General features: G+C 69.2%; 8 protein-coding genes. 3 read left to right on the top strand and 5 right to left on the bottom strand.

The features are described from left to right. Positions 1-3: 3 nt before the first annotated feature. Positions 4-3,699, bottom strand: a complete 3,696-nt coding sequence (mfd, locus tag ACYSM9_RS00650; RefSeq protein ID WP_461855048.1) for a transcription-repair coupling factor — start codon at positions 3,697-3,699, stop codon at positions 4-6. A 214-nt stretch (positions 3,700-3,913) separates the two neighbouring features. Here mfd and ACYSM9_RS00645 point away from each other — a divergent pair, with 214 nt between their 5' ends. The 3 genes from ACYSM9_RS00645 to ACYSM9_RS00635 are packed head-to-tail and all read left to right on the top strand — an operon-like array spanning position 3,914 to position 6,185. Beyond that, entirely contained in the window at positions 3,914-5,419 is a 1,506-nt protein-coding gene (locus tag ACYSM9_RS00645; protein WP_461855047.1) for an SDR family oxidoreductase, read from the top strand. 43 nt (positions 5,420-5,462) lie between these two features. Beyond that, positions 5,463-5,960 carry a DUF2505 domain-containing protein gene (locus tag ACYSM9_RS00640; protein ID WP_461855046.1) on the top strand — a complete coding sequence of 166 codons (498 nt, stop codon included), beginning with the start codon at positions 5,463-5,465 and terminating at the stop codon, positions 5,958-5,960. A gap of 3 nt (positions 5,961-5,963) precedes the next feature. Continuing rightward, positions 5,964-6,185: an SCO4848 family membrane protein gene (locus ACYSM9_RS00635; protein ID WP_461855045.1), complete on the top strand. Its 222-nt coding sequence runs from the start codon at positions 5,964-5,966 to the stop codon at positions 6,183-6,185. A 69-nt stretch (positions 6,186-6,254) separates the two neighbouring features. Here ACYSM9_RS00635 and sufU read toward each other — a convergent pair whose 3' ends face one another. From sufU to ACYSM9_RS00615, 4 genes are all read right to left on the bottom strand, one after another. Beyond that, positions 6,255-6,704: a Fe-S cluster assembly sulfur transfer protein SufU gene (sufU, locus tag ACYSM9_RS00630; protein WP_461855044.1), complete on the bottom strand. Its 450-nt coding sequence runs from the start codon at positions 6,702-6,704 to the stop codon at positions 6,255-6,257. An 18-nt stretch (positions 6,705-6,722) separates the two neighbouring features. Next, on the bottom strand, positions 6,723-8,048 hold the full coding sequence (locus ACYSM9_RS00625; protein WP_461855043.1) for a SufS family cysteine desulfurase: 1,326 nt from the start codon (positions 8,046-8,048) through the stop codon (positions 6,723-6,725). A 452-nt stretch (positions 8,049-8,500) separates the two neighbouring features. Then, positions 8,501-11,158, bottom strand: coding sequence for a LuxR C-terminal-related transcriptional regulator (locus ACYSM9_RS00620; protein ID WP_461855200.1), 2,658 nt, complete (start codon positions 11,156-11,158; stop codon positions 8,501-8,503). Continuing rightward, entirely contained in the window at positions 11,145-13,877 is a 2,733-nt protein-coding gene (locus ACYSM9_RS00615) for a helix-turn-helix transcriptional regulator (RefSeq protein ID WP_461855042.1), read from the bottom strand. The genes ACYSM9_RS00620 and ACYSM9_RS00615 overlap by 14 nt, the downstream gene beginning before the upstream one ends. Between the last annotated feature and the right edge of the window lie 24 nt (positions 13,878-13,901).

Raw genomic sequence — 13,901 nt, 5'->3', positions numbered from 1 at the left:
GTGCTATCCCACCGCCAGCGGTGCGTCGGAGAAGATATTGCGGATCACGCCGTTGGCCCATTCCAGGATTTCGGCGTCCTGCAGGTCCCGGCCGCCGATCCGCGCGGTCTTGGGCTTGGGGATGAGGACCGCGTCCAGGGCCGGCTTCGACTGGGAGCCCGGGTACATCCGGTTCAGGCGCATCACCTTGGACTCGGGAAGGGTGGCGGGTGAGAACTTGATGAAGTTGCCCTGCAGGGCGACGTCGGAGAGGCCGGCTTCGCGCGCTGCCACCCGGAAACGGGCCACGGCCACCAGGTTCTGTGCCGGCAGCGGCGGCTCGCCGTAGCGGTCCACCAGTTCGGCCAGGACCTCGTCGATGGCCTCGTCGGTGAGGGCGGACGCCAGCTTCCGGTAGGCTTCCAGGCGCAGCCTCTCCCCTGGGACGTAGTCGTGCGGCAGGTGCGCGTTGACGGGAAGTTCGATCTTCATCTCGGCGGCCTTCTCCTCGGCCTCGCCGCGGAAGTCGGCCACGGCCTCGCCCACGAGCCGGATGTACAGGTCAAAGCCCACACCCTGGATATGGCCGGACTGTTCACCACCCAGCAGGTTGCCGGCACCGCGGATCTCCAGGTCCTTCATGGCGAGCTGCATGCCGGCGCCCAGTTCGTTGTGGGCGGCCACGGCCTTGAGCCGCTCCAGTGCCACCTCGCCCAGCGGCTTCTCCGACGGGTAGAGGAAGTACGCGTAGGCGCGTTCCCGGCCACGGCCCACCCGGCCGCGCAGCTGGTGCAGCTGGGACAGGCCGTACTTGTCCGCGCCGTCGACGATGAGCGTGTTGGCGTTGGAAATGTCCAGGCCGGTCTCGATGATGGTGGTGCATACCAGGACGTCGAAGCGCCGTTCCCAGAAGTCCACGATGATCTGCTCCAGGCGGCTTTCGGACATCTTGCCGTGCGCCACTTCCACCCGGGCCTCGGGCACGAGTTCCCTGATCTTCGCCGCGGTCCGCTCGATGGTGGACACCCGGTTATGCACCAGGAACACCTGGCCCTCGCGCATCAGCTCGCGGCGGATCGCCGCCGTGGTCTGTTTGTCCGTGTACGGTCCCACATACGTCAGCACCGGGTGCCGCTCTTCCGGCGGCGTGGCGAGGGTGGAGGTTTCCCGGATGCCGGTCAGGGACATTTCCAGGGTGCGGGGAATCGGGGTGGCGCTCATGGCCAGCACGTCCACATTCGTGCGCATCTTCTTCAGCGCTTCCTTGTGCTCCACGCCGAACCGCTGTTCCTCGTCCACGATCACCAGGCCCAGGTCCTTGAACTCGAAGTCCTTGGACAGCAGCCGGTGGGTGCCGATCACCACGTCCACGGCGCCGCTCTTGACGCCTTCCGCGGTCTCCTTGGCTTCCTTGGCCGACTGGAAGCGGGACAGCGGCTTGACCCGCAGCGGGAAGCCGGAGAACCGCTCGGTGAAGGTTTCGTAGTGCTGCTGGGCCAGCAGCGTGGTGGGGACCAGGACGGCGACCTGTTTGCCGTCCTGAACTGCCTTGAACGCGGCGCGCACCGCGATCTCGGTCTTGCCGTAGCCCACGTCGCCGGAGACCAGCCGGTCCATGGGGATCTCGCGCTCCATGTCCGCCTTGACCTCGTTGATGGTGGTCAGCTGGTCCGGGGTTTCGACGTACGGGAAGGCTTCCTCCAGTTCGCGCTGCCAGGGGGTGTCCGGGCCGAAGGCGTGGCCGCGGGAGGCCATCCGGGCCGAGTACAGCCGGATCAGCTCGCCGGCGATCTCCTTGACGGCTTTGCGGGCCTTGGACTTGGTGCTGGCCCAGTCCGCGCCGCCCATCTTGCTCAGGACCGGGGTGTCGCCGCCAACGTAGCGGGTCACCTGGTCCAGCTGGTCCGTCGGGACGAAGAGCCGGTCGCCCGGGGCGCCGCGCTTGGCCGGTGCATACTCGAGCACCAGGTACTCGCGGACGCCGTCGCCGCCGCCGGCCACCTTGCGCTGGATCAGTTCCACGAACCGGCCGATGCCGTGCTGTTCGTGGACCACGTGGTCGCCGGCCACCAGCTGGAGGGGATCGACGGCGTTGCGCCGCTTGGACGGCATCTTCCGCATGTCCCTGGTGGACCCGGCGGAGGTCCGGCCCAGCAGGTCGGCCTCGGTGAGCAGGCCCAGTTTCAGCCCGTCCAGGACAAAACCGCGTCCGACGGCGGCCGTGGTCACCTCGATGATGCCCGCCTGGGGTTCGTGGTCCAGGCTGTCCACCCGGGCGCACGGAATGTCGTTTTCGTGGAACAGCTCCGCCAGCCGCTGGGCGGGGCCGGGGCCTTCGGTGGCCACCACGATCCGCCACTGGTCGCGCACGTGCGAGCCGATGAAGTCCATCATTTCCGCCACATCGCCCTGGTAGCCGCGGGGCTCCCGGGCGTGCAGGTTCAGCACGTCGATCTCGGGCAGCAGTTCGGCGTCCTGGGCCAGGGAGGTGATGGACCACCAGGACACGCCGTGGGCCAGGGACGAGCTGCGCGTTTCAGCCAGCGAGCGGAAGCTGGCCGAGTGCAGGGCGGCGGTGGCCTGGGAGCTGAGGTCCAGGGGCGCCGCGCCGCCGTCGGACGCCGTTGACCAGGCGGCCTCAAGGAACTCCTCGTTCGTGGCGGCAAGGTCGTGGGCGCGGGTGCGGACCTTTTCGGGTTCGACCACGACGGCGATGGAATCGGCCGGCAGCTGGTCCACGAACGGCACCATGGCGTCCACCAGCACCGGCGCCAGCGATTCCATGCCCTCCACGGCGATCCCGCCGGCGATCTTTTCCAGCATGTCCGCCGCGGCCGGAAGCTCGGCCTTCAGTTTTGCGGCGCGGGACATCACCGACGGCGTGATGAGGATTTCCCGGCAGGGCGGGGCATGCAGCTCGGTGGGGTGGTGGATGCCCGGCGCGGACAGGGAGCGCTGGTCGGCGACGGCGAACCAGCGCATCTGGTCCACCTCGTCACCGAAGAACTCGACACGGATGGGGTGGTCCTCGGTGGGCGGGAAGACGTCGATGATGCCGCCCCGGACCGCGAACTCGCCGCGGTGGGTCACCATGTCCACCCGGGCGTAGGCGGCGTCGGCGAGGCTCTTCACCACGTCGGTGAACGGGATGTCCTGGCCCACCTTCAGCGTCACCGGGACCAGGTCGCCCAGGCCGGCCACCACGGGCTGGACCACGGCGCGGACGGGCGCGACGACGACGCGCAGCCGGCCCGCCGTCGAGCTTTCCGGGTGGGCGAGGCGGCGCAGGACGGACAGGCGCCGCCCGACGGTGTCCGAGCGCGGCGAGAGCCGCTCGTGCGGGAGGGTTTCCCAGCTGGGGAACTCGGCCACCGCATCCGCGGGCAGGTAGGCGCGCAGGGCGGCGGACAGGTCTTCAGCCTCCCTGCCGGTGGCGGTCACGGCCAGCACAACCCCCGGTCCACCGCCGTCCGCGGACACTGCCAGGCCGTCCGCCATCTCCGCAAGCAGCACGGGCCGCAGGCCGGCAGGAGCGCTGATCTGGTAGTCCTGCCCGCGGACCGCGAAGCCCCTTGCGGCCTCGGCCCGGACCCGGGCGAAGGTGCGGTCCGGTTCCAGGGCACGGCGCAGGCCATCCAGCGTGGGGACCGCGCCGGAGGTGCCGGCGCGGGTTTTGCCGGTGCTGGACGTGCCGGCGGCGGACTGGCCCGAATGACTCATGGCAGAAGCTCCTGTGGTGTTCATCAAAAAATCGCAGGCAACGCGAAAACCCGAAATTCGCTGCGAATCCCGGGGACTTCCAGCCTACCGCGCGGGACCGACATGGCAGTGCGGCGGCCGCGGGCCTAGGCTGTCAGTGCCATCGCATTCGGCGTCGGGGCAGCCGTCCGGACAGGCCGCCGCTCCGAACCACCAGGGACGAACAGGAGCCAGTATGAGCGAAATGACTGCCCGGCCAGCACCAAGGACAGTCCTTGTCACGGGTGCCACCGGCTACATCGGCGGCCGGCTGGTGCCCAAGCTGCTGGAGGCAGGCCACACGGTCAAGGTCCTGGTGCGCTCCCCCGACAAGATCGCCGGGGTGCCGTGGCGGGACAACGTGGAGGTGGTGGAAAGCAGCCTCGACGACGGCGACGCGCTCCGCCAAGCCCTGGCCGGCGTCGACGTTTTCTACTACCTGGTGCACTCCATGGCCGCGGGCGCCGGGTTCGAGGCGAAGGAAAAGGCGATGGCCGGGACGGCGGCGGAGGCTGCCGCTGCGGCGGGGGTGGGGCGGATCGTGTACCTGGGCGGCCTGCACCCGCAGGGCGTGCAGCTCTCCACCCACATGCGTTCGCGCGAGGCCGTGGGGAAGGTGTTCCTGGACAGCCCCGTGGACGCGGTCGTCTTCCAGGCGGGGGTGGTGATCGGTTCCGGCTCCGCATCCTTCGAGATGATCCGGCACCTGTCCGAGACGCTGCCGCTGATGCCGGCGCCCAGCTGGGTGCGGAACAGGATCGAGGCGATCGCGGTGCGCGACGTGCTGTACTACCTGGTTGCCGCCGCGTCCCTGGAGGGCAGTACCAACCGGACCTTCGACATCGGTTGCCGGCAGGTGCTCACGTATGCCGGGATGATGAAGGAGTACGCCACCGAGGCGGGACTGCCGTACCGCGTGGTGCTGGCGCTGCCCGTGCCCGCGCCCAAGCTCGCGGGACTGTGGGTGGCCCTGACCACGCCCATCCCGCTGTCCATGGCGGTGCCCCTGGTCCAGTCGCTGCAGCATGACGCGGTGTCCAACGAACATGACATCGATCAGTACATTCCACTGCCCGACGGCGGCCTGACCCCCTACCGCACAGCCGTCGCCCTGGCGCTGGGCAAGGAGCGCGACGGCCAGGTGGAGACCACCTGGGCCAACGCCGGGGCCGCCTCGGATCCCCTGCCCAGCGACCCGGACTGGGCCGGGCACAAGGTCTACATCGACGAACGCACCTTCCACGGCAACGTGGATCCGGCCCATGTGTGGACCGTGATCGAGGGGATCGGCGGGCGGAACGGCTGGTACTCCCTGCCCCTGGCATGGCAGGTGCGCGGCTGGCTGGACAAACTCACCGGCGGGGCGGGCCTGCTGCGCGGCCGCCGCCACCCGCACACCCTCGCCCACGGTGAAGTGGTGGACTGGTGGCGGGTGGAACGCATCGACAGGGGCCGGCTGCTGCGGCTGCGTGCCGAAATGCGTGCCCCTGGCCGCGCCTGGCTGGAGCTCTCCGTGGAGCCCGACGGTACGGGCAGCCGCTACCGGCAGCGGGCGATTTTCTTCCCCAAGGGCCTGAGCGGGCGGCTGTACTGGCTGGCGGTGCTGCCGTTCCACAGCCTGATCTTCCCGGCCATGGCACGGAACATCACGGCGGCAGCGCAAAAGCTTGCCGATGCGGACCGGGCACCGATGACCCCGTAGGATGTTGGAGGCTTAATCCGTTCCCCACGTCCCAGGAGGACCCATGGCGCTGAGCGCAACCACCACTCTTCCCCACTCCGTCGACAGCGTTGCTGCTGTCCTGGTCAACGAGGACTTCCAGCGCCACGTCAGCCAGCTGGTGGGCGGCAAGCTGGAATCCTTCACCGTGGACGGCGACCTCGCCGGGGCCTTCAACGCCACGTCGGTGCGCACCCTCCCCACCACCCGGCTGCCCGAAATCGCCCGGAAGATCGTTGGCGAGCACCTCAAGGTGACCCAGGTGGAAAGCTGGGAGGCCCCTGCCGCCGATGGCTCCCGCCAGAGCAGCATCTCGCTGAAGATCGCCGGTGCGCCGGTGGACGTCACCGCCGTGCAGCGCCTGGTGGCCGAGGCCGGTGGAACCCGCGTTGAACTCGAAGGCGCAGTCAAGTCCTCCGTGCCGTTCCTGGGCGGCAAGATTGCCGACGCAGCCGAGCCGATGGTGGCCAAGGCACTGAACCTGCAGGCACAGCAGGCCCAGGCCTGGCTGGAAAGCCACTGATCCATGGCCCTTCCCGTCTTTCCCGCGGTGGTCCTGATCGTCGCCGGCATCTGGTCGCTGGTGGTCTGGCCGCAGTTCCTGCGCCGGGTGATGAAGGATCCCCGCGCCCGTGACGCCGCCGGCAAGGCGACCAGGTTCCTGACCGTGCACGTGGTGCTGGTGGCCATCTCCATGGTCCTCGGACTCGCCACGGCAGTCATCGGGGTCCTCGGGCTGCTCGGGTAACCCCCGGAAACGGCACAAGGCTCTCCTCCCGCCGGGAGGAGAGCCTTGTTTCGTTGCAGCCGTGACCGGTCAGGCGGCCTGGTTGAGCGCATCCTCCGCCGCTACCCAGGAGATCATGGCGCATTTGACCCGGGCGGCATAACGGGCCACGCCCTCGAACGCGGCGGCATCGCCCAGCAGCTCGGGATCGGCGTGCACCTTCCCGCGCGAACGGAGCACGTCGCGGAAGCTGTCGATCACGTCGTGCAGCTCTGCCACGGTCAGGCCCTCGGCGAGGTCGGTGAGGACCGAGGCCGAGGCCATGGAGATCGAACAGCCGGCCCCGTCCCAGGCGACCTGCGCCACCTTGCCGTCCTCCACGGCGAGCCGGAGGGTGACTTCGTCCCCGCATACCGGATTCAGCTGGTGCGACTGGCCGGTGGAGGCGCCCTCCGGGGCCCGGGTCTCTGCCAGGCCGCTGCCGTGGCGGGCTTTCGAGTGGTCCAGGATGATCTGCTGGTACAGCTGGTCAAGGCTCATGGGGTAGACCTTCGTCCGTTAGGCGCGGAAGTAGGCACGGACGCCGGCCACGGCGTCCAGGAACCTGTCCACGTCGTCTGTGGTGTTGTAGAGGTAAGCGCTGGCCCGCGTCGTGGCGGTCAGCCCCATCCGGCGGTGCAGCGGCTGCGCGCAGTGGTGGCCAACGCGCACGGCGATCCCCTGCGAGTCCAGGAACTGCCCGACATCGTGGGCGTGGACGCCTTCGACGTCGAATGCGGCAAGTCCGATGCGCTCCTGTCCCGCGGCCGGACCGAGTACGCGCACACCCGGGATGGACTCCAGGCCGGCGACCATGCGCTGGCCCAGCTCCATTTCCCACCGGTGGATTCGGTCCAGCCCGGTTTCGGTGAGGTAGTTGGCCGCCGACGCGAGGGCCACCGCCTGCGAAATGCGCTGGGTGCCGGCCTCGAAGCGCTGCGGGGCCGGGAGGTACTCGGCCCGTTCCATGGTGACGGTGGTGATCATGGAGCCGCCGGTCAGGAACGGCGGCAGGACGTCAAGCAGTTCCTGCCGCCCGTACAGGACGCCGATGCCCGTGGGCGCCAGCATCTTATGGCCGGAGAAGACGGTGAAGTCGACATCCAGTTCCTTGACGTCCAGGGGCAGGTGCGGGGCGGACTGGCAGGCATCGAGGACCACCAGCGCCCCGGCGGCCCGGCCCAGCGCGGCCAGTTCCTGCACGGGATTGATGATGCCCAGGACGTTGGAGGCGTGGGTGAACGCCAGGACTTTGGTGCGCGGGCCGATCACTGTGGCGGCCAGGTCCATCCGGAGGCTGCCGTCGTCGGCGACGGGGATGTAGCGCAGCGTGGCCCCGGTCCGGAAGGCCAGTTCCTGCCAGGGGATGAGGTTGGCGTGGTGCTCCATCTCGGTGACCACGATTTCGTCACCCTGGTTCAGGGCCAGGTCCTGGAGCCGGCTGTCCCCGCGCCCCTGGGCGGCCCAGACGCCTGCGTTGGACAACGCATAGGACACCAGGTTCAGTCCCTCGGTGGCGTTGGAGGTCCAAACGGTTTCGGCGTAGTCCGCGCCGATGAAGTCGGCGATGGTCTGGCGGGCGTCCTCGAAGGCTTCGGTGGCCTCCACGGCAAGGTGGTGCGCGCCGCGGTGGACTGCCGCGTTGCGTTGTTCGTAGAATTCCTGTTCGGCCTCGATCACGCTCACCGGGTTTTGTGAGGTGGCGCCGGAGTCGAGGTACACCAGGGGTTCACCGTTGACCAGCTGGTTGAGGACCGGGAAGTCGTTGCGGATGCGCAGCACCTCGGCGTTGTCCATGACCGGTACGGCACGTTCCAGTGTGGCTGGCGTTGATATTACGGCCAAAACGAACTCCTTGAGCTGCCAACGGGTGACACTCAATTGTCCCACAGCATGGCTGTGGCGGCCGCCCGCGGGGGCGGCCGCCACTCCCGCCCCGGGCTTCAGCCGAGGGAGCAAAGGGGCCGGCGACGGCTGGGGGGAGAGTCTCGGTCTCAGAAGACTCTGACGTCGCCGGCCCCGTCTTTGCCCGGCCCCAGGGGGCCGGAAGTTGATAGGGCCTTGCTGTTCTGTCGGCTGCTCCGCGGCGGCTGCCGCCTTGCTTTGCCTCCTTAAGTAAAGCCTGCGGGCCCGCGGGGTACACGAGTAGGGTGTACTCGAATCCGGGACGGCGTACTACCGGGTGCACGGACACTGCTACGCAACAACCGGTGCCTGCTTGGCCTGCCCTCCTGAATGGCGGCGCGGCGGTTCCACCCTCCTGCCACGCGTGCGGGGAGGCCGGGATCAGGTGGGGCCTACCGGGGCAGGGCAGACTCGAGTTCGTCGCGGCTGCGCACCCCGAGCTTGACGTAGGTGCGGTAGAGGTGGCCCTCGACGGTGCGGACCGAAACCATGAGCCGCTGCGCGATTTCGCGGTCCGTCAGGCCCTGCACGGCCAGCTCCACGATGTCCTGTTCGCGGCGCGTGAGGTGGACCGCGGGGGCCGCGGCGATGAAGCGGCCCTCGCGGAACCGCTCACCGAGTTCATGGTCGCACCGCTCGCGCTGGGCCACGGCCTGCCGCGCCCGGCGGCGTTCTCCGGACTGCTCCAGCACGGTGCTGGCACGGGCGTAGGCCTCGCGGGCGAGGTTGGTAAAGCCTGCCTCCTCCAGCGAGGCAGCCGTTGCCATCAGTGCATCCCCGTCAGCGTCCTCCCATGCCCTGGACAGGGTCAGCAAGGCCTCCGCCCAGCGTCCCTCCACGCCGCGGGCTGCTGTTTGGATGATGGGGATCACGGAGGGGTCGCCCAGGTCCCAGCAGATGGCCAGGATTTCGAGGAGGTTTCCTGCCCTGGCCGTCGCCTCCGGAGTGGTCATCAGGGTCTGCAGCGAGGCCAGGCCCTTGCCGTCCCGCGACAGGTACTCGGCCGCTGCGGCAGCATAGGCCTCGGCGAGGAGTTCGTGGGCCGGGCCGCCGGCAACGGCATCCTTGTAGTCCTGTTCCAGGCGCTGGGCCTGTTCAGCGTCGCCGAGCCGCGCGGCCACGTAGAAGCCCAACGCTGTGCCGAACCTGTTCAGCTGCAGTGGATCGTTGAGCCTGAGGGCCTCCACCGCGGGCAGCAGCACCTGGTAGGCGCGCTCCATCCTCCCCTGCCGCAGCAGGGAGTAGCCACGCAGGATCTGCAGGCTCCCGTTGAACGTGGCGGCACCGGCCGGGTGCCCAGCAGCGTAGCTGTCCAGTTCCCGCTCGGCCGACTCCCATTCGCCCATGGCCAGATAGTCGCTGACCAGCCGGCCCAGCACGAACTCGGGGAAGAAGAAGAGGCTGCCCGCCAGCGGCGGCAGTTCCGAGGCCGCCACGAGCGCAGCATCCAGTCCCTGGCCCGCGCGGCCGGCCGCGGCCAGCGCGTGGGCCAGCAGCCCTTCCGCCAGGGCGCGCAGGGGATCTGCGCTGTTGTCGTCGGCCGCTGACTGCCGGAGGGCGGCGACCCGTCCGGTGAGCGCTTCAAAGTTCACCTCGGCGCCAAGCCGCAGGAGGCACAGCAGTTCCTCCTGCCAGCCCGCGGCCCCGCTGGGGCCCGCGGCGGACCTGGCGATGTCCTCCGCGATCACCGCGAGGGGCTGGCCCACCGCCTGGCAGGCCGAGACCCGGAGCAGCAGCACAGCCGGCCCCTGGGGGTCGTCTGCCAACTGAAGCCAGGAGTCGTCAAGGAGGGCGGCGGCCTCGGCATAGGCGCCCTCGTTGTACAGGGCGCGGGCCTGGATCGCCCGGGCGAGGGAAAGCAGCGAGGGCTCATGGATCCTGGCCGCGATGGAGCGGGCGCTGTGGTTGCGGAACCTCAGCAGGGCTTCCTTGGCCGCCGCCAGCAGCTCGTCGTCACCCGGGCGCAGGCCGCATTCGAGCGCCCACTCGACCGACCGCAGCAGGCCTTCCCCCCGGAGCAGGCCGGGATCCTGGTGGGCTTTGACCTTCTCGAACAGCTGGAGGCTGCGGGAGACCGAAACCGTGTGCCGGATGGCACTGCCGAAGAGGGCGTTCCAGATGCTGAGCGCCGCCGGAACGCCTGGCATCTCCACCACCATCTGCTGGTCCAGCAGGGACCTGACCATGGCCGCCCCGCTGATGTCCTCAATGACTTTGCGTCCTACAGGGCCGGCCAGCGCGATGAGCTTCAGGGCTTCCTGTTCCTCGGGGCTGCGGCGCAGGTGGTCTTTGGCCACAACGCTCCCGAGCCGGGGGCCGTTGGCCGGCAACGCGCCCAGGAGAATCCAGATTCCGTTGCGTTTGGCCAGGATTCCGGCCTCGGCGGCGTCGTGGAGCAGGGCGTCGAGGATGCGCGGGTTGCCGCCGGATGCGTTCCAGACGGCGTCGATCGTCGCCGCAGGTATGGTGCCGTCGAGGATGTGGTCCAGGACCTCTACGATTTGCTCCCGGTTCAGCGGCCGCAGGTCCACGCGCTCAGCGAGTCCGTCGTACCAGAGTTGGTCCAGGGGCTGCGGCAGGCCCGGGCGTGGACTGGCGGCGGCCAGCACGGTGGCCCAGCCTGCCGAAATGAGGTCGGCCAGGACTCCGGCGGAGGCTTCGTCCAGGTGGTGTGCGTCATCGACCGCCAGCAGCACCGGCGCCTGGTTGCCGGCCCTGAGCTTTTCAAAGTAGGACCACATGGACCGCAGGACGGCTACCGGCGAAACCGACTCTTCGGCGGTCAGGTCCCCGGTGTAGGGGGTCAGGACCCCGAAGGGCACCCCGGACAGGGCGGAACTTGCATGAACCCGCAGGACGTTCAGGTCAGCCGCGAGCCGCTCCGTCACGGCGTCCGTGACGGACGACTTGCCCACGCCGGGGCCGGCCATGACGAACACGGCCTGGCTGGTTCCGTTCCGGATGATGCTGCAGATCCGTTCCACCGGTTCGCGGCGGCCGGTGAGGAGCCGGTGGGCTGCTGCGGGCCGGTGTCCATTAGACGAGTCCAGTCAGATCACCCCTGGAAGTTACGCCGAGCTTGGTGAAGACCTGGTACAGGTGGCCTTCCACGGTCCGGACTGACACACCCATTTCCAGGGCGATGTCGCGGTTGGAGGCACCCCGGCCGGCCATGCGGGCGATCTGCCGCTCGCGGCTGGTCAGCAGCGGGCTGCCGCTGCTGGGCACGATCGGCAGGTTCGCCACGGTGGCGGCGAGGATGTCGAGGCGTGCCTGCGCGGTCCTGGCCGAAATGGCGTCCCCGTCCTGGCGGGCGAAGTCCACCGCGAGTGCCATGCACCGGGCCTCGACGGCGTCCAGCTCAAGGGTTGCGGCAAGCTCAGCGCCGGCCAGCAGCGCTTTGGCGTCCTTTGTCCTGCTCCCGACGGCCGTCAGCCGGGAGATCTCCGCCAGCGGGCCTTGCCTGTGCCCGGCGATCTCCTCCAGCAGGCGGAAGTCGGCGTCGCTGCCGTTCACGGTGGCTGCGAGCAGGTTGATGCCGGCGATGGTCCACCGTCCGGCGCCCATGTTCCGGCGTGCCGCCTGCTTGAGCGTAGTGACGGCCTCCGAATCCCCCAGCCAGCGGCCGGCCACGAGAGCACAGAACTCGATGAGGCTTTCCGCAGCGAATCCTGCCTTTCCGGGCGTCCTCTGCAGTTTGCCGAGGTACTTGCGGGACTGCGCGGTGTTGCCAGTCTGCGCGTAAGCCAGCGCGATAGCGGCATATGCGCTGCGGAGAGCGGTCTCCACGGGCTGGAGCTCCAGCTGCGCGGCGGCTGAAATCAGGGGTTCCAGCCCCGCTTCGCCGCGCCCGGAGAAGACGTACGCCATTCCGGCCGCCAGTTCGGTGGCGGCGCTGCGGTACGGCAGGCCGTTGGCCTGCCCGTGGCCGACGCTGCCGAGGAGGTCGATGCAGCGCCGCCATTGCCCGGCCACCAGCAGGACGAAGTAGGCCTCCTTCATGTACCTTTCGCGAAGCCCCACCACGTGGGAGGCGTCGCTGATCTGGCCGCCCAACTGCCTCATCAGGCCCAACGCGTCCATCTCGCGGCCGGTCATGGCCAAAGCGCCCATCAGGATGATCGCGGACCGGAACCGGAAGGCGGTGTCCGGGGTACGTCCGGGGTCCGCTGCCCGTTCCAGGTCAGGAACCATCGCGGCGAAGTCCCCGACGTGCGCCTGGTACTCAAATCCGCTCAGGGCGATCCGGTTGGTAGCCACGGCCACCGGTGCCGGCCACGCTGCATGGTTGCCCACTTTGTCGAGCCGCTGCCGCGCCGCGGCCAGGAGGTCCGGGACCCTGGCCGCCTGCCCCGGCAGCCGAAGCATGACGCGGGCTTTGGCAGCGGCCACCTCGGCGTACTCCTCGAGGTCCAGGGCCTCCAGCTCCGGCTGCGAGATGTCGTCAAGGGCAGCAAGGGCCTGGACCGGCATGTCCAGTTGCAGGTATGCCGCGGCTTTCTGCCGTTGCGCGGGCGCCCACAGGGGGTCTGTCCTTTGCAGCATGTCCGCGTAGGTCAGGGCGAACCGGGGATCGAAGAGCTGCACCGCGGCTTCCGCGGCCGCAAGCGCAAGCGCCGGGCTCAGCGCAGCCTCGCACTCGTGCGTCCAGGCGGCGGCGGACATGAGTTCCTCCACCGTCATGTCTGCGGGATCGGGTTCATGGCCGGCCAGCAGGACGGCGCGCAGCTCCCGCCGGCGTGAGATGCTGAGCCAGGTCCTGACGACGTCCCCGATGTACTTTTCCCGCAGGGATACCCACCGGTGGTCGGTGCCGTCGATTTCCAGCAGCCCGCCGTCTTCCATGTCCGCCACGACGTCGGCACCGTAGATGGCCGTTAGCCGGGACAGTTCCACCCGCCGGGCGCAGGAGAGCATCTCGATGACTTCGCGGGTCTTCGGGGTTTCCCGGGACCAGCGGGACCTGACGATGTCGTCGAGGCTGGCGGCGCCGTCGAGGACCACCTTGTCGCGGAGGGTCCAGACCGAGTCAGACAGCACCAGGTTGCCGGACAGCTGCTGCTCCGTCACCAGGGCCTTGAGCAGCAGCGGGTTGCCGCCCACCATCTGGTGGAAGGTTGCCACCAGCGAGGATGACACGCGGTGCCCCAGCAGGGACAGCAGGACCTGCCTGGTCTGAAGTTCGTTGAGGTTGCTGAGCCGGACCTCGGCAAGCCTGCGCTCCGTCAGCAGCCAGTGGAAGTCGGCCGGCAGGTCACTGGAGTTTGGCGCGACGGCAATGATCCGGGCCGTCCGGGTGAGCATGACGTTCAGCAGCACCCCGGCGCTCATCTCATCGATGGTTCCGGAGGTGTCAAGGGTGATGACGCAGGGCCTGCCCGCGGCGTCGCTGCGGATGAGCGAGGTGATGCCGCGGAGGATGGCGGTGGGCGAGCCCATGTAGGCCTGCGGCAACCGGGCCAGCAGGAAGGACAGGCACCCGTACGGGGTGGCGGAGCCGGAGGGGCCGGTGCGCAGCTGCAGCGACCAGACATCGGGCCCCAGATCGGCGACGGCGGCCCGGGCCAGGGAGGATTTGCCCACCCCGCGTCCGCCGGTAATCACCACGCCCAACGAGTTTTCGCTGGTCAGCGCCGTGCGCACGGCCTCGAGGTTGACGCTGCGGGCGGGCGCAGACCACTGTCCCTCCGTTGCCGCGGAGGGTTTCGTGGGCAGCCCGTCATCGGGAGGTATTGACCCACGTCCCCAGCTGAGTGGCTCGATTGACATGAACTTGTCCCCTACATCCTGCAG

Source organism: Arthrobacter sp. C152 (assembly GCF_054890965.1).
The sequence above is the reverse complement of the archived record's forward strand: the minus strand, read 5'-3'. Positions and strand labels throughout refer to the sequence as shown.